This is a genomic window from Halobacteria archaeon AArc-dxtr1 (genome assembly GCA_025517425.1).
GTDB lineage: Archaea > Halobacteriota > Halobacteria > Halobacteriales > Natrialbaceae > Halostagnicola.
In genome coordinates, this window is record JAOPJY010000001.1 from 1,499,268 (window position 1) to 1,517,718 (window position 18,451).

Below are 18,451 nucleotides of genomic sequence, written 5' to 3' on the forward strand. Positions count from 1 at the left end.
GAGAGAACGGAGCGGCCCCAAGCGTTTTGCCGTCTGCCTTCGAGCCGAGAGCCATGAGTGTCGACCTTCTGGTTCGGAATGCAAGGGTCCCCGGCGCCGACGCACCGACGTCGATGGCGGTCGTAGACGGACGAATCGTCGACCCGGCGGACGTCGATCCCGACGAGGCAGACCGCGTCCTCGACGCCGCGGGCGGGCTCGTCGCCCCGGGGTTCGTCGATCCCCACGTCCACCTAGACAAGGCGTACGTCGAACCGGACCTCCGGCCGGCCGAGACCGGGACGCTGGGCGAGTCGATCGATCGGACCCACGAGCGAAAGGCAGAGTATACGGTCGACGACGTTCGCGACCGCGCCATTCGAGCGATCGAAGCCCACGTCGAACACGGCTGTACGCGCATTCGCACACACGTCGACGTCGACACGATTGGCGGGCTGACGCCGCTTCGCGGCGTGCTCGCGGCCCGCGAAGCCTGCGAGTCGATCGCCGACGTCGAAATCGTCGCCTTTCCACAGGAGGGGGTCCTGCAAGATCCCGGCACCGAGGCGTTGCTCACCGAGGCCGTCGAATCGGGGGCGGATCTCGTCGGCGGAATGCCCGACAACGAGCGCACGGAGGCCGACCGCCGGGCGCACGTCGACGCCTGTCTCGACCTGGCCGAGCGGTTCGATGTCGGCGTCGACATGCACGTCGACGAGACTGACGATCCGTCGGCGCGCTCGCTCGAGTACCTCGCTGCGACCGTCATAGAGTGCGGGTTCGAGGCGCCGGTGACCGCGGGTCACACCTGCGCGCTGGCGGCCTACGACGATCCCCACGCCGCCAGGGTGATCGACCTCGTCGCGGAGGCCGGCCTTTCGGTGATCGCCAATCCGCCGACGAATCTCGTCCTGCAGGGCCGCCACGACGGCTATCCGAAGCGCCGGGGGATCACCCGGATCGACGCCCTCCGTGAGGCCGGCGTCACCGTGGCCATCGGGCAAGATTGTATTCTGGACGGCTTTTACCCCTACGGGCGGGCAAGCATGCTCGAGGCGGCGCTGCTCGCAGCTCACGCGGCACAGCTCGTGACGCCCGCAGAGCGCCGGCTGGCGTGGAATCTCGTCAGCCAGAACGCCGCCGCGGTCGTGGGCTCGGAACACGGCCTGGAAAACGGGCAGCCGGCGACGTTTAACGTCTTCCCGCCCGGCGTCGACGGGCGCCACGAGGCGATCCGCCGCGGCGGGGCGCCACGCGCCGTCGTCCACGAGGGAACGATCGTCGCCGAAACGAAGCGAGAATCGACGGTCTACCGGGCCGACTAGCGCTCGAAGTCGATCTTGCGGCGCTCGTCGCCGCGGCGGACGTGCGTCGTTGCGGGCTCGGTCCGGGCGATCTCGCGGCCGTCTTTCAATACGAGCGTCCGCGGCGCCTGGGTCCGCAGCGCGTTGAACGGGTCCGGCGCGTCGTAGACGACCAGCGAGGCAGGGTTTCCGACATCGAGGCCGTACGCATCGGTGCCGAAGATCGAGGCGTTGGCGTCGGTGAGCATCTCCCAGAGCGGACCGACGTCGCTCCGACCGCTCATGTGTGCGTAGTGGAGGAGGACGAACGCGGCGTCGAGAGGATCGCCCCGGCCGTAGTGGTACCAGGGGTCCATCACGGAGTCGTGGCCGATGCCGACGGTGACGCCGGCCTCGCGCAGCTGGTCGATCCGGGTGTGGCCCCGGCGCCGCGGGTAGTCGTCGTACCGCCCCTGCAAGACGGCGTTGTCCGGCGGGTTCGTGACGACGCCGACCCCGCTCTCTGCGAGCAGCGAGATCACCTTGTCGGCGTAGCTGTTCGGGTAGGAATGCATCGCCGTCGTGTGGCTCGCGGTCACTCGATCGCCGATTCCGCGCTTCGTGGCCTCGCTCGCGAGCACCTCGGTAAAGCGCGAGCCGGGATCGTCTGTCTCGTCGATATGGAGGTCCGCCGGGCGATCGTAGGACTCGGCAAGGTCCATCGCGAGTTTGACCGAGGCAACGCCGTCCTCGCGGGTGTGCTCGTTGTGCGGGATCGCGCCGACGAGGTCTGCACCGATCTCGAGGGATTCGCGGAGCAGATCTTCGTGGTGTTCGTCGGTGAAGATGCCGTCCTGTGGGAAGGCGACGACCTGCAGGTCGACCAGATCCGAGACTGACTCGCGGAGGTCACAGAGCGCGCGGACGGCGGTCAGGGACTCCTCGGTCGCGTCGGCGTGGGTCCTGACGCGAGTGACCCCGTTGGCCGCGAGCCACTCGATCGTCTGCTCGGCGCGAGCCTGCACGTCGTCGGCCTCGAGTGACTCCTTTCGCTCGCCCCAGATCTCGATGCCCTCGGCGAGCGTGCCGGACTCGTTCCAGCGCGGGTCGCCGGCAGTGAGCGTCGCGTCGAGGTGGAGGTGCGGTTCGATCAACGGCGGGGTGACGAGCCGGCCGTCAGCGTCGTAGACGCGGTCGGCGTCCCCGGGATCGCCGGAGACGGCGTCCTCGAGACGGGCGATGGTCCCGTCTTCGACCGTGATGTCGACTGGGTCTCCCGCGAGCGTGCGTGCGTCGGTGATGAGCCACGAGGGCATACACGCCACATTCGCGGGGGCAACTAATAGTGCTGTGACTCTCCGATTGTACAGTTTCTTCAACAAATTCGTGTCACTAGCGTCCAAATAGCTGTGCGAAATTAGCAACTGTCGAAACCCTCATTACCCCTGCGCTGACTGTCGTGAGTAATGACGAAACGTGATGGCGGATTCGACTGGCGACGGATCGTCTTCGGACGAACCGATCTTCCCGATCCCGATTACCCACTCGACCACGTGCCCAAAGACGAGCGCAGGGGGCTCGTGAGCCTCTCGGCGGTGTTGCTCGGACTGGTGTTTTTCGCCGGGACGATGTGGGCGGGCGCGGAGGTCAGCGCGGCGATGGGCTTCGAGGAGATGCTGACCGCGATGGTCGTCGGGCACATCATCCTCGGCGGCTACGTCGCGCTACTGTGTGCGATCTCGGCGAAGGCGGGGCTAACGACCGTCCTGTTGGCACGATACTCGTTCGGCCGCTTCGGCGCGAAGTGGGCCGACCTGCTGCTGGGTGGGACCCAGGTCGGCTGGTTCGGTGTCACCATCCCGATGGTGGCCATCCCGACGGCGACCTATTTCGGACTCGAGAGCGCAGCGATGCTCAGCGCCCTGATCATCGTCTGGGGGCTGTTACACATGCTTACGGCGTACTTCGGCTACGACGGAATGGAGAAGCTCTCGTACGTCGCTGTTCCCTTCCTGATCCTGGTGGGGCTACTCTCGATCTACATCGCGGTCGGGGAGGTCGGCGGGGTCGACGGGCTGTTAGCCCAGACCGGCGGCGGCGAGATGGGCTTCGGACTCGCAGTGACAATCGTCGTCGGGACGTTCATCAGCGCGGGGACGCAGGCGCCCAACTGGGCGCGCTTCGCGATCAGTTCCCGGATCGCGTTCTGGGCGGGGTTGATCGCCTTCCTCGTCGGGAACAGCTTCCTCTTCCTGAGTGGCGCCGTCGGTGGCGCCGTCTACGACGTCACCCCGCAGGGTGACCTCTACGAGGTGCTTGTTGCACAGGGACTGGCGACCGTCGGCCTGATCGCGCTTATTTTGAACATCTGGACGACCAACGACAACGCCGCCTACGCGTTCAGCGTCGCCGGCGCCGAGGCCTTCGAGTACGACCGCAAGCGGCCGTTCGTCATCGTCGGCTGTCTGGCCGGGATCGCGCTCGCACTCGCCGGCGCGGACGCGTTGCTCCTGCCGTGGCTCGAAGTGCTCGGACAGTACATCCCGCCGCTTGGCGCGATCATTATCGCCGACTTCCTGCTGTGCTGGCGCCTCTCGGTCCCGCGGATGGATGACGTCGAGTTCACGAGCGTCCGGTGGACCGGCGTCCTCGCGTACGTCGTCGGCTGCCTGGTCGCGATCCTGACGGCCGGTTCGATCGTCCCTGGCGTCACCGCGCCCGCGGTGCTCCCGGGGATGGCGGCGCTCAATGGCATGCTCGCAGCAGCAATCGTCCACGTGGTCGGCTACTACCTCCTCGAGGCCAACGGTGTGTTGCCGGGACACGTGGTTCCCGAGGACGCCGAGCGACTCTGAGACGGCAGCTCGGGCGCCCGCCGGGACCGTAGAGACTCAGCGGGCCACTAACACCGGAATCGGCGACCGGCGAACCACTTTCTCCGCGACGCTCCCGAGCAGGACACGTGCAACTCCCTCTCGGCCGTGGCTCCCGATTACGACCAGATCGTAGTTCTCCTCGTCGGCGCGTTTGACGATCGCACGATCCGGTCGTCCGCGAGCGACCTCGGTCTCGATCTCGACGCCGCGTTCGGCGCCGCGCCTGCGAGCCGTGTCAAGCAGCTCCTGGGCACGTTCACGCTCCGGGGCGTCGTCGGGGAGATCCCCGGTCATTCCCGAGAAGGCGCCGATGTCACCACGCCCCACTTCCACGGCGTGGAGTACGGTAATCGATGCGTTCGGGAACGTCTCGATGGCGTAATCGAGCGCGTCGGTCGATCCCTCCGAGCCGTCGACGGGTACCAGTATTCGGTCCGACATGGCAATGTGTACGTATAATAGTTAAATATAGCTTTGGGCCGGTAGAGCACGCCAACGGGAGACACAGCAATACGGATCCGGTTCACGTGATCGAAACAGCTTGCTACCGCCGAGAAACGCCACCAAGACCACGCACGAGTGGACAGTAACGCTATACGACAAGAGCACGTGGACGGACGCATGAAGGCCTGCGTGCTCGACGAGTGGGGCGGATCGCTGTCGGTCGAAACGGTACCGGAGCCCGAGCCGGGACCGGGCGAGGTGCGGGTCGACGTACGCGCCTGCGGCGTCACCCGAACAATCGAGAACGCGGTCCAGGGTGGGCTCGACGACGATCCGTCGCTGACGCCCCGAATCCCGGGCCACGAGTTCGCCGGTGTCGTCGACGCCGTGGGAGACGGCGTCTCTCGGCTCGAGCCGGGTGACCGCATCCTCTCGTACTTTTATCTGACCTGTGGCGACTGCGATCACTGTCGTCGCGGGCACGGAAACCGGTGTACCGAGTTCGGCGGCTGGTACGGCGTCAACTCCGAGGGCGCCTACGCCGAGAAGGCAATTCTCCCGGTCGAAAACGCACTCCCGTTGCCCGAGGGCGCGAGCTTCGCTGCGGGCGCGATCGCGGCCGACGGGTTGGCGACGCCGATCCACGTTTGCGACCGGACGGACGTCGGCGATACCGATACCGTCCTCGTGATCGGTGCCGCGGGCCGGATCGGGATCCACCTCTCACAGCTCGCGGCGAGCCGGGGTGCACACGTCCTGGCTGCGGACGTCGACCCGGAGCGCTTGGATCACGTCGACGCCGTGACGGGCGCGGCAGTGGAACCGATCGACGCGCGTGGTGAGGACGCCGCTGATCGGCTCCGCGAGGCGACGCCACACGGGGACGGCCCGACGGTGATCGTCGACGCCGTCGGCGACGTCGAGACGCTGGGAGCGGCCTGGGACGCAATGGCGATGGGCGGACAGGTGGTTTCGCTCACCACCCACCACGAGCGCAGTTTCGCGCCGCTTCTGAAGGAGTTCGTGGTCAAAGAGGGTGCGCTGCTCGGCTCGCGGTACGCGACCAGAGACGAGGTCGTCCGCGCGGCGCGCCTGCTCGCGGACGGACGGATCGAGCCCGTAGTGACCGATCGCGTCGGACTGGCGGACGTGCCGGCGGTCCACGAGGAGCTACGGGCGGGCGAGCGCTACGGCATGGTCGTACTCGAGCCGTAGAGCGAGACAAAACGAGAGCAGTAAGGGGCTTACTCGAGCGGATCCGGATCCTCGGTACGACCGGTATCTTCCAGTTGGCTCTGGCCCTGTCGAGTCCCGCCGTCTCCAGGGAGGAGGACGTTGAGGATCAGCGCAGTGACACCACCGACCAGGAGCCCAGAGCCGAGGATCACGGCAATCTCGTCGGGGAACTCGACGAGCAGGTCATCGGTAATCTCGACGCCGACGCCGAGGACGATCGAGACGGCGATGATCGTCAGGTTTCGCCGAGTCAGCTCGACTCGGTTAGCGACGATTCGCAGCCCGATGGAGAAGATCATCCCAAAGAGGACGACCGCTGCACCCCCGAGAACTGGGTCGGGCATTGCGGCGGCGATGGCTCCCACCTTCGGGATGAGTCCGAGCACAACGAGGAAGATACCACAGATCCCGACGACGAACCGGCTCGCGACGCCGGTAAAGCCGATCAGGCCGACGTTCTGGGAGAAGGAGGTGTTGGGGAAGGCGTTGAAGAAGCCGGCGAACATGCTCATGAACCCGTCGGCGAGGAGCCCGCCGCGCATCTCCTCCGAGGTTGCTCTGCGCCCGACGCTTCCGGTCGTCCCCTCAATGTCGCCGATCGTTTCGATGGAGGTGATGACGTAGGCGAACGCCGCGATCAGGATCGCCACCGGGTGGAACTCGAGGCCGAACTCGAGGGGCATCGGCACGGCGACCCAGGACGCTTCAGCGACGCCACCGAAGTCGAGCAGACCCATCGGCCAGGCGACGAGGTAGCCGACGACGACCGCGAGGAGCACGCTCGCGATCGAGACGAAGCCGTCGAAGTACTGGTTCAAGCCGACGGCAAGGAGGAAGACGAGTCCGGCGAGACCGAGGTTGTACAGCGCCCCGAAGTCGTCGGCCCCTGGGCCGCCGGCAGAGTAATCGATGGCGACCGGGATCAGCGTCAGTCCGACGAGCATGACGACGATGCCGGTTACGAGCGGCGGAAACAGCCGCTCGAGGTCGTCGTAAAAGTATCCGACGACGATCTCGACCGGAGCCGCAACGATGATCGCCCCGAAGATCGCTGCGACGCCGAAGGCGGCGCCGATATCGATCAAGGGCGCGACGAAGATCGCACTCGTCCCCATCACGATCGGGAGCCGGGCTCCCACGGGACCGACGGAGTACACCTGAACGATCGTCGCGACCCCCGCTACCAGCAGCGCCATCTGGACAATAAACGCCGTTTCGGCGCCGTCGAGACCAATTGCCCCCGCGATGACGAGCGGCAACGCGACCGTCGAGAGGAACATCGCCAAGAGATGCTGTAAGCCGAGTGGAATTGCTTCGGCTAACGGTGGCTTGTCTTCGATTTCGTACTCGATCAGGGCGGTATCCATCCCGCCTTCGGAAGGTTGTGTGGTATCACTGGCCATAGACCACGGTATCACTCACCATAGATAGCTGTTTTGGCCGAAATAGCGTGGTAGAGGGCACGATCGTGAATCAAACACGGGATCTGAGAGCTGTTCCGGAACCGCCGTCGGGAGGGCGGAGCCAGTCCCCGTCGTCGGAGCGTCGTAACCGATATAGTGGCGTGTCGGAGTTATGGAGAGGATGACTCCGGAACCGGCGTCGGACGAGCCGAGCACGATCCCGTGGGCTGCGATTGCGGCCATCGGTCTGGGGTTGTTCGGACTCGGCCTCGCCGTCGGGGGCTACGGCGCGTACGTCTCCGTGCTCATCGAACGAGGAATCTCACCAGACGCGGCAGGGTTTGGGATGTCGCTGTTCTTGTTCGGACAGTTCGTCGCGGTGGTCCCGGCAGACCGGCTGACGCGGACGCGGCCGGTCGAACGGGTCGCTGCCGGCGGATTGGCACTCGCCGGCCTGGGAATCGCCCTCGGCGGAATCGTGACGCTCGAGGCGACGTACGCCTCCCGGCTCCTGCTCGGACTGGGGCAGGGGACGGCGTTCGTCGCCGGCATGAAGTACGTCGGCAGGCGGACGACGGGGGCGGATACGGCCACCGCGCAGGGACTGCTCGGCGCGTTGTTCACGCTCGGGCTGGCGGCCGGGCTGGCGATCGCACCGCCGGTCGTCCCAGCCGTCGGGCCGGTCGTTCCGGCAGCCGTCGCCGCCGCCGTGGCCCTGCTCGGTGCCGGGCTGACCGCCCGGGTGCCGACCACGGACGGGAACGCGATCGTGGAACTTCGATCGTACCTCGAGCCGTTCGCCTCGGCGGGCGGCCTCGCCCTCGGGCTCGGGAACATGGCCACGTTCGGCTTCCTGATGGTTGCGGCGACCTGGTACGCCGAGTTACTCGCGGGCGTCGCGCTTCCGGCGACGGCCGTGCTGGTCGGCTTTGCGCTAACGACGGTTTTGGGGCGGGCGATTGGCGGCTGGCTCTCGCGAGGGTACGGCGAGCGCGCAACGGTCGCCGGCTCGCTGCTGGGGCTCGCAGCGGTCCTTCTCGGGCTCGCCGCCGCAACCGCGGCCGGCTCGGCAGTCGGAATCGCTGCTGCGTTGATCGCAACCGGGTTCGGCTTTGGCATCCCGTTCGGACCGCTGTTTAGCCTGGCGTTCTCGGAGCTATCGGAGGACGCGGGCGTGACGCTGTCGGGGATGATGCTGGTCGGCAACGCCGGCGCGCTCGCCTACCCGTGGCTGGTCGGCTGGCTGCTGACCGCAACCGCCGGCTACGCGGCCGGTCTGGCTGCGATGGGCGCGTCGGTCGCGGCGATCTGGCTGCTCTGGCTGCGAGCGGTCGGCTACTGACCGCGGACCGCAGAAGGTGGCGACCTCAGCGCAGGATGGGCAACTCGATATGGGTCGCGTATTCTGCGTCGTGGTGGACGGTATTCGTCGCGACTCGGGACTCCTCGTCTCCATACAGTGGTCCACCCGTGTTCTGGTTGACATCGAACCGGGGCCAGTTCGACGAGGAGATGTCGAGTCGGATGCGGTGGCCCGCCTTGAACCGGTTCGCGGTGTCGTAGGGCTCCATGTAGAACTCGTAGACGTCGCCGGGTTCGAGAAGGTCGGGCTCCTCGCGATACCCCCGGTACCGACCCCGACAGATCGAGTCCGAGAGATTCAGCGCGTAGCCGTCAGGGTAGTCCTCACTTGGTGGGTGTTCGTCGATCAGTTTGGCCGTGAAGTCGGTGTCCTCGCCGTCGGTCGAGCCGTAGACCCGAACCCGAATCGGGCCGGCGATCTCGACGGCCTCCTCCAGTGGCGGCGTCCGGAAGACGAGAACGTCGTCGCGGTCGGCGAGGGGGCCGTAAGGTGCGGTTGCGCCGAAGGTGTCCTCGTCGGTGCGCTGGTCGTAGCCGCCGCGGCCGGCGAAGTCGATGATGTTTCGATCACCGAGGGGATAGGCGCCGACGGGCTCCTCGCGGGGTTCGTAGGTCAGATACGAGGAGGTGTTACCGCCGATCGTCGGGACGGGATCGTCAGGATCGAACTCGAAACTCGTCGCGGCGTTCTCGGCGTCGGGCTTCTGCTGGGAGAGGGTCCCGTCGCCGTGGGCGTAGAACGCCGTCATCTCCGTGCCGGCAGGTGGCCACTCCTGCGCACTGCGCCACTCGCCGCCGTGGAAGAGGTGGCCTGCGCCGGCTGGGTGGTCGTCGTCGGTCCGGTGGCCGTCGCCGGTCCCCATCAGGAAGTACTCGACACGCGGTCGGTCCCAGGTGTCGTCGCCCTTGAGGTAGTGATCGAAAAACGCGAGGCGCGTCTCGCGGTACTTTCGGGTCGCCTCCTCGCCGAAGGCGAGGTCGCCTGCGGTGGGGTGCTCCCAGGTCAGTGGCGGGAAGAGAAGCGCCTCACTATGGTCGTGACCGCCCGGTAGGCGGGCGAGGTGTGTCCACGGCCCCATCAGGAGGTAGTGATCCGCATCTTTTCGGTCGGCGAGCCCCCGGAAGTTGTCACAGGTCGCACCGGTGTAGGAGTCGTACCAGCCGCCGGCATAGACGGTGGGGACGTCTGCCGACTCGTCGTAGTAGCGCTCGAAGTTGATGCCCGGATTCTGCCAGAGATCGTCGCTCGCGCTTCCGGCTTCCATGATGTCGAACGCCCACTCCTCGTAGCCGGGGAGTTCGGCGAGGGCGGTCTCGCCGCGCTGGACGGGGGCGTCGTGCAGCACCTCTCGGAAGTCGACGTCGGCGAAGACCTGCTGGACCTCGGGATCGGCAAGCGACTCGTGGGCGAAGCCTGCACCAAGGGTGAACGCCCAGGAGAGCCAGCGCTGCTCGAAGGCGCCGTTGTGCCGGAACGTCTTCTTCCGGCCGTTGGCAGCCCCCATGTTGACGAACATCCCGCCGAGGCCGTCGGGATCCTGCGTCGCCAGCGCGCTCTGGACCCAGGCGCCGTAGGACGTGCCGAGCGTGGCGACCTGGCCGTCGCAGTAGGGCTGGTCGGCCAGCCACTCGACGGTGTCGGCGCCGTCTTCGGCCTCGTTGACGTAGATGTAAAAGTCGCCGTCGCTGTCGAACCGGCCGCGAACGTCCTGGATAGCGATGACGTACCCCCGCGAGGCGTACCACTCGCCGTGTCGGAGACGGCCGCCAGTTCGGTCGTACGGCGTGCGATCCAGCAGCACCGGTCTGGGCTCATCGATTGGCTCGCCGGTGTCGGGGTTGGCCGGGCGATAGATGTCTGTGGCGAGAGAGACGCCGTCGCGGGTCTCGATCTGTACGTTCAACTCGGCGTGAACCGCGTACTCCGGATCGGTCGGCATACCTCCTACAGAGTGAGGCATTCGGTAAGAGTGTATCCCCCAGCGAGCGGAGACGGGACAGCGGAGGGCGGTGAGGACTGCGGACGGCGATAGAAACGAACGTCGCTGCTCGAAAAAGTGCCCGAACAGTGGCGTGAACGGGTGGAAATCGCCAGACACCGCCGGAACTTTTATGTGTGTCGGCTGGGACTTTTAGCCCAATCTGTGCGAGTGTGGGGCACGCCCTCGTACAGCATTCCCGGTGTGGGGCCGGGCGATACGATCACACATGACGGAACACAACGACAACACAGACGAGACGCGAACGGACGGAGGCGAGATCTCCCGGGAGGAGGCTTCGTTCGTCGAGTATGGGATCGAAGACAAACCGCCGTTGGGAGAATCGGCATTCTTAGGCGTCCAGCACTACCTGACGATGATCGGGGCGACGGTAGCGATTCCGCTCATCCTCGCAGATCTCATGGAGATGCCGGGGCCAGAGACGGCGCAGTTGGTTGGGACCTTCTTTGTGGTCTCAGGGGTCGCAACGCTGTTACAGACGACGATCGGGAACCGGTATCCGATCGTCCAGGGCGGGACGTTCGCACTGTTAGCACCGGCGATCGCGATTATTCTCGCCGCAGGTGGACCGTGGGAAACCACGATCCTCGAACTACAGGGAGCGATCATCGCCGCAGCGGCGATACAGGTTATCCTGGGATACTCCGGCCTGCTGGGGAAACTCAAGTACTACCTCTCGCCGGTCGTCATCGCCCCGGTGATTGTGTTGATCGGGCTCTCGCTGGTCGACGTCGGTGAGGTAACTGACCCCGGTCAGAACTGGTGGTTACTCGGACTGACGCTGTTCCTGATCATCGCGTTCTCTCAGTACCTCGATCAGTACAGTCGGTACGCGAAACTGTTCCCAGTGCTGCTCGGCATCGCAAGCGCCTGGATCATCGCAGGCATCCTCACCGCAGCTGGCGTCTACACCGAAGCCAGCCACGAAGGAATGGGGTACGTCGACACTGCAGCAATGGTCGATGCCCCCCTCATCCAGCCGATCATGCCGTTCCAGTGGGGTATACCCGAATTTACACTGGCGTTCATGATCGGAATGTTCGCCGGTATCGTCGCATCGATGATCGAGAGTATCGGTGACTACTACGCAGTCGCTCGAATTGCTGGCGTCGGTGCGCCAAGCGAGAAGCGCATCAACCACGGGATCGGGATGGAAGGAATCGGCAACATCTTCGCCGGTATCATGGGGACCGGTAACGGGTCGACCTCCTACGGTGAGAACATCGGCGCGATCGGCATCACCGGTGTCGCCTCCCGGTACGTCGTCCAGATCGGTGCGATCGTGATGCTGGTCGTCGGGTTCTTCGGACCCTTCGGAGCGCTTATTGTCTCGATACCGAACCCGATCGTCGGCGCGTTGTACATTGCGATGTTCGGACAGATCGCAGCAGTCGGACTGTCGAATCTGAAGTTCGTCGACTTGGACGCCTCGCGAAACGTCTTCATCGTCGGTATCGCGTTGTTCCTCGGGCTTGCACTCCCGAACTACTTTGGGAACTTCGCTGGCCCCGACGAGTTCCAGGCAGTGGCAGAAGGTGCGGCGGTTATCGGCCCTGTCCTCGGAGAGCAGATCGTCTCTGACACGATCTTCGTCATCGGTTCGACGACGATGGCCGTCGGTGGGATCATCGCGTTCGTCCTCGACAACACCGTCAGAGGAACGCGCGAAGAACGCGGTCTCTCCCAGTGGGAAGAACTCGCGGAAGACGAAGACGAGTTCCAGACGGTCTTCGAGCGGATGCGTTCCGACGGCGATTCGCCCGCAGTCGACAAGGCAGACTAACCGCTCGACGGCGACGATTTTTTTGACGCGGGGAAACGTTCAATACCGGTCCGGACACAGTGTCGCCAATGCCGAGTAGACGCGGCCTCGATCTCGATCAAGGGGAACGGTTGCACTACCGCGGCACCCTTCGGAAGGGGGGCGAAATAGCCGTTACCGAGAGCCGGGTGCTAGTCCATACCGACGACGAGGTGACGAGCGTCCCCTACGAGAACGTCAGTGAGGTGGCAACCGAGAATCTCAACTGGTTTCTGGCGATCATGAGCGGCGCGCTCGTCCTGTTCGGGATCTACTCGATGACCGAAAACGCCTTCGTCGGCGCCTTCTTCGCCGCGTTCGGCCTGTGGAGCGTCTACCGGATCTACCGCAATCGCGATCGCATGCGGATTCACACCCACAGCCAGCCCAAGCCGGTCGAGGTCTTTCCCGAGGACGTCGACGCCCTGTACGCCGACTTGGAGCCGGCGATCGAGACCGTCCGGGCCGAACAGGAGCGCGACGCGGAGTGAGTTCGAGTCGGCGTGAGGCGAAGGTTTTTGCCCACACACTCGGATTGATCGATATCCCATGACAGGCGACCGCATCCTCGAGGGCGTCCGCGTCCTCGACCTGACGACGTTCGTTACCGGCGGCTTCTGCTCGCTGATGCTCGCGAACCAGGGCGCAGAGGTTGTGAAGGTAGAACGACCCGGCGCCGGCGACGACAACCGCCACTCCGGCCCCCCGTTCATCGACGGCGAATCGCCGTACTTCTGGACGGTCAACTACGGCAAACAGAGCGTCGAACTCGACCTCAAAAGCGAAGCCGGCCGAGAAGCGCTGTACGAACTCGCGAGCGAAGCCGACGTCTTCATCCAGAACTACCGACCGGGCACCGCAGCGCGACTGGACGTCGACGAGGAGACGATTCGCGCGCACAACGACGAGATCATCTACTGTGCGATCTCGGCGTTCGGCCAGACCGGCCCCTGGCGCGAACGGCCGGGATACGACCTGCTCGTCCAGGGGATGAGCGGGATCATGAGCGTCACGGGCGAGCCCGACGGTCGGCCCCTCAAGGTCGGGCTGCCGACGACCGATCTGATCACCGCGATGTGGGCCGCCTTCGGCATCTCGACGGCCCTCTACCGCCGGGAGCGTACCGGCGAGGGCGAGTACATCGACTTAGCGATGCTAGACGCCGCCCTGCCGTGGCTCACGAAGCAGGCGGGAAAGGTCTTCGCCGGCGAGTCACCCTCGCGCATGGGGACGAAAGATCCGGTGCTCGCGCCCTACCAGACGTTCGAGACGAAAGACGGCTACATCAACGTCGCCTGCCTCAACCAGAAGCTCTGGCGGGCGCTCTGTACGGCGATCGACCGGCCAGAACTGGCCGAGGACGAGCGCTTCGCGACCAACGCCGACCGCGTCGAGCACATGGACGAACTCGAGGCCGAACTCGAGGAGACCCTCCAGGAGCTGACGACCAGCGAGTGGATGACGCTGCTGGTCGACGAAGCGGGGATTCCGGCCGGACCAGTCTCGGACGTCGAGGACGCGCTGTACAACGAGCAGACCGACGCACGAAACGCCGTGACGACGATCGAAGACGACGAACGCGGCGAGATTCCGGTGATCGAGCATCCCCTCAACTACGGCCGGTCTGAGAGCGGCTTCGAGTCGCCGCCGCCCCGACTCGGCGAACACAACCGAGACGTCTTCCGGGACCTTGGCTACGACGAGGACGAAATCGACGAGCTTGCCGACCGAGGTGCGTTCGGCGATGGAGAGTGAGAGCCGCTTCACTCACGTTCGGCGAGAGCGTATCGACAGCGGTACTAGACAGACGTTTTCTCGACAGGTCTTGAGAGATCCCGATATATACCTACAAATTTACCCAGAAAAGATCGCTTTAGCAGAGATTTTGCCATGTAATACTGAGAGAGTCCCTCACTCAGAAGTATAGGTATGTCGGTTGTTTCGGCGTTGTGACGGCTCCCAAGAACGTCAGATGTCGAGCGGAGGAGTATTCAAGTTCGACCGAGTATCTCGGTCCGTGATGGGTTCGGGCGACCGGATCGGGGAGGGGGCGATCGACTGGGGACAGGTCATCGAGAGCCTAGTCTACCTCTTTCCGCCGGTGATCGGCGTCGGGATCGTGGGGCTGCTTCAGACGGCCGATCCCGGCGTTCCGGGGCTGCAGTGGGCGCTGGTGCTGTTCGGGACGTTTGGCTACGCCGTCCTTGCGCTGTCGCTTACGATCGCGCTGTTCGCCGACGCGCGGTCGTGTCGCGAGCACAGTGACTGGTCGCCGCGGCCGTGGATCATCACGCTGCTCGCGCTCGCGTCGGCACCGTTTGCACTTGCACCGTTCGTCGCCGTCGCCTACCTCTACCGGCGCTACGAGCACCTCGGTGCGACCGCGGGCTGGTCGGGATGGTGGCTCGTCGTCGCCGCCTCGCTCGCGGCGACGCTGTTCGGTCTGGTCGCGGCCGTCGTCGGGATCGTACTCGTCATTCCAGGGCTGTTACTGACGGGGGCGGCGGTTGCTGGTGCGGTCGCGTTCGGCTCGTTCCCGATCGCGATCCACCAGGACGCCGCCTACGTGGACTCTCGGGGGAGCGACTGGCAGCCCAATCCTGCGCTCTACCTGGGGCTCGCGCTCGCGAGTCTCTTCGTGGCGCCCCTACAGCCGCTGTTGGCGGGGTACTACCTGTGGCGACGGCGCCAGGCGCTCGGGGCGCCGTAGTGGTGGACGAAAGCGGGTCGTTCAGGCAGGCTGCGTGACAATCTCGTCCTCGTAGCTCGCGACGGCCTCGAGCACCGCCTCCCGATCCTCCGGATCGACGTCGAACTCGACGAGCGTCTCCGCCAGGTACGTCGCGATGGCCTCGAAATCGTCGGGCGTGATCTCGAGGTGGTCGTGTGCGGCGTCCATCTCCTCGCCGTCGTACTCGACGGGTCCGCCGGCGACGGCGCTGATAAATTGGGTCTGGTGGGCTCGCTGGGCCTGCATGTCGACGTCTTCGAAGAAGTGTTCGAGCGAGTCGTCGGCGAGGACCTTCTCGTAGAAGCGATCGACGACAGTGCCGACCCCATCGTTCCGGCCGAGTCGCTCGTACAGCGCCTGGGAGGTCATCATCCGCGGGTTTCGACGACTCGGATAAGTTCCCGGCGGGAATTCCCACTCCGAGGGGGAAGTGTCTCCCACCGCGAGAGCGTGCGCTTTTCATACCCCAGGCGCCCAGTTGACCTATGAACACGCGTGGGACGATACGGCTGGCGACGCGGGGATCGACGCTTGCCCGACGGCAGGCGGGCCTCGTCGCGGAGGCACTCGAGAACCGGCGGTACGAGGTCGAACTCGTCACCGTCGAGACGACCGGCGACCAGCTCACAGACGAGCTCATCCACCGGCTCGGAAAGACCGGGGCGTTCGTGCGGGAACTGGACGAGCGAGTCCTCTCGGGCGACGTCGACGGCGCGATTCACTCCATGAAGGACATGCCGACCGAACAGCCCAGCGAGCTCGTGACGGCGGGCGTCCCCGAGCGAGGTGCTCCCGGAGACCTTCTCCTGACACCCGACGGAACCGGGCTCGAGGAGTTGCCCGAGGGAGCGACCGTCGGTACCTCGAGTCTGCGCCGGGGCGCCCAGCTTCGAGCCGAGCGACCCGACCTCGAGATCGAACCGCTTCGCGGGAACGTCGACACCCGGATTGAGAAGCTACTCGCGCCCGCGCTCCAGCGCGAACATCAGGAGCGAAGCGAGGCCGACAAGGAGCGCAAAGGGAACGCAGGAGACAGCTACAAGCCGTCGTACGACGACAAAAGCGGGGACGAGGAGGGGACCGACGACCAGACGGTCGACGACTGGTTCGACGACCTGTCGGAACTCGAAAAGGAAGCCCTCGGCCGCGAAGTCGACGTCGAGTACGACGCGATCGTACTGGCGGAGGCGGGCCTCGAGCGAAGCGGGCTGGCCCACCACGTCGAGTACGAGCGCCTCCCGCTCTCGGAGTTCGTCCCCGCACCCGGCCAGGGTGCACTCGCGGTGACGGCGACCGACGGCGAGACGGCTCGCGACCTCCAGACGCTGCTGGATCACCCGCGCAGCCGCGTCGAGACGACCGTCGAGCGCTCGATTCTCGCCGAACTGGGCGGGGGCTGTATCGCACCGATCGGCATCTACGCCGTCCTCCAGGGCGAGTACGTCCACGCATCCGTCGCAGTCTTCGACCGCGAGGGCGAGGAGTCGATCCGGGAGAGCCGGGACCTGCCGGTCGAGAGCCACGCGGAGGCCGCCCGCGAGTTCGCCGGCGACCTCCGAGAGCGTGGCGCAGCCGACCTGATCGAGGCGGCTCGTAGAGCAGCGGAAGATGAGGGAGACGAGGAAGCTGAGGACGAAGACGAAGGGGAAAGAGCGGACAACGCAGCCGCCGTCCCCGATCGGACCGACGAGGTGGAAGAGGAGCGATGACGGCCGGAGCGACCGACACCGAAGCCGGAACCGTCGCGCTCGTCGGCAGCGGCCCCGGCGATCCGGAGCTGCTGACGGTGAAAGCGAAGCGGCTGCTGGCGGAGGCGGACGTGATCCTCCACGACAAGCTGCCAGGTCCGAAGATCATCGAGGAGCTACCCGAGGCAAAGCGCGAGGACGTCGGCAAGCGCGCAGGCGGCGAGCGCACGCCCCAGTCCGAGATCAACGAGCGACTGGTCGAGCTTGCCCGCGACGGAAAGTCGGTGGTGCGGCTCAAAGGCGGCGACTCGTTCGTCTTCGGCCGCGGCGGCGAGGAAGCCGAATACCTCGCCGAGCACGGAATTCCTTTCGAGGTCGTCCCCGGCGTGACCTCCCCGATCGCCGCCCCCGCAGTGGCGGGAATCCCCGTTACCCACCGCGATCACGCCTCCTCGGTCTCGTTCGTCACGGGCCACGAGGACCCCACCAAGGACGAGTCCGCGGTCGACTGGGAGGCCCTCGCCGCCACTGGCGGCACCATCGTCGTCCTGATGGGCGTGGGTCGACTGCCCGACTACACCGCCGCGCTCCGCGAGGCTGGAATGGGCCCTGAGACGCCGGTCGCGCTCGTCGAGCGCGGGACGTGGCCCGGCCAGCGCGTCGCCACCGGCTCCCTACAGACAATCGTCGACGTCCGCGACGAGGCCGGCATCGAGCCGCCCGCAGTGACGGTTATCGGCGAGGTGGCGGCCACCAGAGAGCGCGTCCAGGAGTTTCTCGCGAACGAATCAGGATCGAATGGAGGAGCAATATGAGAGATCTCAGCGTCGCCGTCTTCCGGCCCGATGACGAACGGCTCAGCGAGGCCGTCGAACTGGTCGACTCGCTAGGTGCGACCGCCGTTCCGGATCCGATGCTCGCGGTCGACCCAACGGGGGACTCCCCCCGATCGGACGCCGACTACGCCGTTCTGACGAGCAAGACCGGCGTCGAACTCGCCGCCGAGGCGGGCTGGGATCCCGAGGGCGCGACCGTCTGTGCCATCGGTCCGAAGACCGCCGATGCTCTCCGCGGTGCCGGCTACGAGGTCGATTTCATCCCCGAGACGTACACGTCGAGCGGACTGGTTGCCGGGATCGAGGCAGACGGCGCCGAGACGGCAGGCGGACACGAGATCGACGTCGACGGCACGCGCGTCGAGGTCGCCCGCAGCGATCACGGTAGCGACGTCTTGACTGACGGTCTCGAGAACGCGGGCGCGTACGTCCACGAGACGGTTCTCTATCGCCTCGTCAGACCCGCAGGGAGCGGCGAGTCAGCCGAACTGGCCGCGGCGGGAGATCTCGACGCCGCCTGCTTTACCTCCTCACTGACCGTCGAGCACTTCCTCGAGGCGGCAGCCGAGCAAGGGATCCGCGAGGCCGCCGTCGAGGGGCTCACGGACGCGGTCGTCGGCGTCATCGGTGAGCCGACCCGGGAGACGGCGGCTGGACACGGCATCGACGTCGACGTGGTGCCCAGCGAGGCCACGTTCGAAGCACTGGCCTGTGACACGGTCGAACGGGCCGCGCCGACGTACCACGAGTGACGGCGCTCCGGCCGGATCCGATCGACGGGCGGCGGCGGTGCGGAACTTTATAACCGAGAG

16 protein-coding genes are annotated in these 18,451 nt (G+C 65.9%); 11 read left to right on the forward strand and 5 right to left on the reverse strand.

The genetic code is table 11. The annotated features are described in order from the left end of the window. Nucleotides 1-53 precede the first annotated feature (53 nt). Nucleotides 54-1,304 carry an amidohydrolase family protein gene (locus OB905_07735; GenBank protein MCU4925873.1) on the forward strand — a complete coding sequence of 417 codons (1,251 nt, stop codon included), beginning with the start codon at nucleotides 54-56 and terminating at the stop codon, nucleotides 1,302-1,304. On the opposite strand, the gene OB905_07740 is transcribed toward OB905_07735, so the two are convergent. Further along, on the reverse strand, nucleotides 1,301-2,578 hold the full coding sequence (locus OB905_07740; GenBank protein MCU4925874.1) for a cytosine deaminase: 1,278 nt from the start codon (nucleotides 2,576-2,578) through the stop codon (nucleotides 1,301-1,303). The genes OB905_07735 and OB905_07740 overlap by 4 nt on opposite strands. A 150-nt stretch (nucleotides 2,579-2,728) precedes the next feature. Here OB905_07740 and codB point away from each other — a divergent pair, with 150 nt between their 5' ends. After that, nucleotides 2,729-4,117 (forward strand): cytosine permease, encoded by a 1,389-nt coding sequence (gene codB / locus OB905_07745; protein ID MCU4925875.1) that lies wholly within the window; start codon nucleotides 2,729-2,731, stop codon nucleotides 4,115-4,117. Nucleotides 4,118-4,153: 36 nt separating this feature from the next. On the opposite strand, the gene OB905_07750 is transcribed toward codB, so the two are convergent. After that, nucleotides 4,154-4,579 (reverse strand): universal stress protein, encoded by a 426-nt coding sequence (locus OB905_07750; GenBank protein ID MCU4925876.1) that lies wholly within the window; start codon nucleotides 4,577-4,579, stop codon nucleotides 4,154-4,156. Between the two features lie 180 nt (nucleotides 4,580-4,759). Between OB905_07750 and OB905_07755 the strand changes: the two genes are divergently transcribed. Further along, entirely contained in the window at nucleotides 4,760-5,797 is a 1,038-nt protein-coding gene (locus OB905_07755) for an alcohol dehydrogenase catalytic domain-containing protein (protein MCU4925877.1), read from the forward strand. A gap of 29 nt (nucleotides 5,798-5,826) precedes the next feature. Here OB905_07755 and OB905_07760 read toward each other — a convergent pair whose 3' ends face one another. Then, on the reverse strand, nucleotides 5,827-7,221 hold the full coding sequence (locus tag OB905_07760; GenBank protein ID MCU4925878.1) for a purine permease: 1,395 nt from the start codon (nucleotides 7,219-7,221) through the stop codon (nucleotides 5,827-5,829). A gap of 181 nt (nucleotides 7,222-7,402) precedes the next feature. On the opposite strand from OB905_07760, the gene OB905_07765 reads away from it, so the two are divergent. Continuing rightward, nucleotides 7,403-8,563 (forward strand): MFS transporter, encoded by a 1,161-nt coding sequence (locus OB905_07765; GenBank protein ID MCU4925879.1) that lies wholly within the window; start codon nucleotides 7,403-7,405, stop codon nucleotides 8,561-8,563. Nucleotides 8,564-8,588: 25 nt separating this feature from the next. Here OB905_07765 and OB905_07770 read toward each other — a convergent pair whose 3' ends face one another. After that, nucleotides 8,589-10,523 (reverse strand): CocE/NonD family hydrolase, encoded by a 1,935-nt coding sequence (locus OB905_07770; protein ID MCU4925880.1) that lies wholly within the window; start codon nucleotides 10,521-10,523, stop codon nucleotides 8,589-8,591. 268 nt (nucleotides 10,524-10,791) lie between these two features. On the opposite strand from OB905_07770, the gene OB905_07775 reads away from it, so the two are divergent. The 4 genes from OB905_07775 (at nucleotide 10,792) to OB905_07790 (ending at nucleotide 15,094) form a co-directional block, all read left to right on the forward strand. After that, nucleotides 10,792-12,366, forward strand: a complete 1,575-nt coding sequence (locus OB905_07775; protein MCU4925881.1) for a purine/pyrimidine permease — start codon at nucleotides 10,792-10,794, stop codon at nucleotides 12,364-12,366. A 68-nt stretch (nucleotides 12,367-12,434) separates the two neighbouring features. Continuing rightward, entirely contained in the window at nucleotides 12,435-12,875 is a 441-nt protein-coding gene (locus tag OB905_07780) for a hypothetical protein (protein MCU4925882.1), read from the forward strand. 58 nt (nucleotides 12,876-12,933) lie between these two features. Continuing rightward, nucleotides 12,934-14,139, forward strand: coding sequence for a CoA transferase (locus OB905_07785; protein MCU4925883.1), 1,206 nt, complete (start codon nucleotides 12,934-12,936; stop codon nucleotides 14,137-14,139). Between the two features lie 265 nt (nucleotides 14,140-14,404). Next, on the forward strand, nucleotides 14,405-15,094 hold the full coding sequence (locus OB905_07790; GenBank protein MCU4925884.1) for a hypothetical protein: 690 nt from the start codon (nucleotides 14,405-14,407) through the stop codon (nucleotides 15,092-15,094). Nucleotides 15,095-15,115: 21 nt separating this feature from the next. Here OB905_07790 and OB905_07795 read toward each other — a convergent pair whose 3' ends face one another. Then, a complete protein-coding gene (locus tag OB905_07795; GenBank protein ID MCU4925885.1) occupies nucleotides 15,116-15,484 on the reverse strand; it encodes a group 1 truncated hemoglobin in 369 nt (122 codons plus the stop codon). Nucleotides 15,485-15,600: 116 nt separating this feature from the next. Between OB905_07795 and hemC the strand changes: the two genes are divergently transcribed. From hemC to OB905_07810, 3 genes are read left to right on the forward strand one after another with little or no spacing between them, the layout of a single operon-like run. Then, nucleotides 15,601-16,824, forward strand: coding sequence for a hydroxymethylbilane synthase (gene hemC / locus OB905_07800; GenBank protein ID MCU4925886.1), 1,224 nt, complete (start codon nucleotides 15,601-15,603; stop codon nucleotides 16,822-16,824). Next, a complete protein-coding gene (gene cobA, locus OB905_07805; GenBank protein ID MCU4925887.1) occupies nucleotides 16,821-17,618 on the forward strand; it encodes a uroporphyrinogen-III C-methyltransferase in 798 nt (265 codons plus the stop codon). Before hemC ends, cobA begins: the two co-directional genes overlap by 4 nt. Then, complete coding sequence (locus tag OB905_07810; GenBank protein ID MCU4925888.1) at nucleotides 17,615-18,391, forward strand: uroporphyrinogen-III synthase; 777 nt, start codon at nucleotides 17,615-17,617, stop codon at nucleotides 18,389-18,391. Before cobA ends, OB905_07810 begins: the two co-directional genes overlap by 4 nt. Nucleotides 18,392-18,451: the final 60 nt, after the last annotated feature.

Bases quoted from the DNA above. Each gene is read 5' to 3' on its own strand.
- OB905_07735 (MCU4925873.1), top strand. From the start codon at position 54: ATGAGTGTCGACCTTCTGGTTCGGAATGCAAGGGTCCCCGGCGCCGAC.
- OB905_07740 (MCU4925874.1), bottom strand. From the start codon at position 2,578: ATGCCCTCGTGGCTCATCACCGACGCACGCACGCTCGCGGGAGACCCA.
- codB (MCU4925875.1), top strand. From the start codon at position 2,729: ATGACGAAACGTGATGGCGGATTCGACTGGCGACGGATCGTCTTCGGA.
- OB905_07750 (MCU4925876.1), bottom strand. From the start codon at position 4,579: ATGTCGGACCGAATACTGGTACCCGTCGACGGCTCGGAGGGATCGACC.
- OB905_07755 (MCU4925877.1), top strand. From the start codon at position 4,760: ATGAAGGCCTGCGTGCTCGACGAGTGGGGCGGATCGCTGTCGGTCGAA.
- OB905_07760 (MCU4925878.1), bottom strand. From the start codon at position 7,221: ATGGCCAGTGATACCACACAACCTTCCGAAGGCGGGATGGATACCGCC.
- OB905_07765 (MCU4925879.1), top strand. From the start codon at position 7,403: ATGACTCCGGAACCGGCGTCGGACGAGCCGAGCACGATCCCGTGGGCT.
- OB905_07770 (MCU4925880.1), bottom strand. From the start codon at position 10,523: ATGCCGACCGATCCGGAGTACGCGGTTCACGCCGAGTTGAACGTACAG.
- OB905_07775 (MCU4925881.1), top strand. From the start codon at position 10,792: ATGACGGAACACAACGACAACACAGACGAGACGCGAACGGACGGAGGC.
- OB905_07780 (MCU4925882.1), top strand. From the start codon at position 12,435: ATGCCGAGTAGACGCGGCCTCGATCTCGATCAAGGGGAACGGTTGCAC.
- OB905_07785 (MCU4925883.1), top strand. From the start codon at position 12,934: ATGACAGGCGACCGCATCCTCGAGGGCGTCCGCGTCCTCGACCTGACG.
- OB905_07790 (MCU4925884.1), top strand. From the start codon at position 14,405: ATGGGTTCGGGCGACCGGATCGGGGAGGGGGCGATCGACTGGGGACAG.
- OB905_07795 (MCU4925885.1), bottom strand. From the start codon at position 15,484: ATGACCTCCCAGGCGCTGTACGAGCGACTCGGCCGGAACGATGGGGTC.
- hemC (MCU4925886.1), top strand. From the start codon at position 15,601: ATGAACACGCGTGGGACGATACGGCTGGCGACGCGGGGATCGACGCTT.
- cobA (MCU4925887.1), top strand. From the start codon at position 16,821: ATGACGGCCGGAGCGACCGACACCGAAGCCGGAACCGTCGCGCTCGTC.
- OB905_07810 (MCU4925888.1), top strand. From the start codon at position 17,615: ATGAGAGATCTCAGCGTCGCCGTCTTCCGGCCCGATGACGAACGGCTC.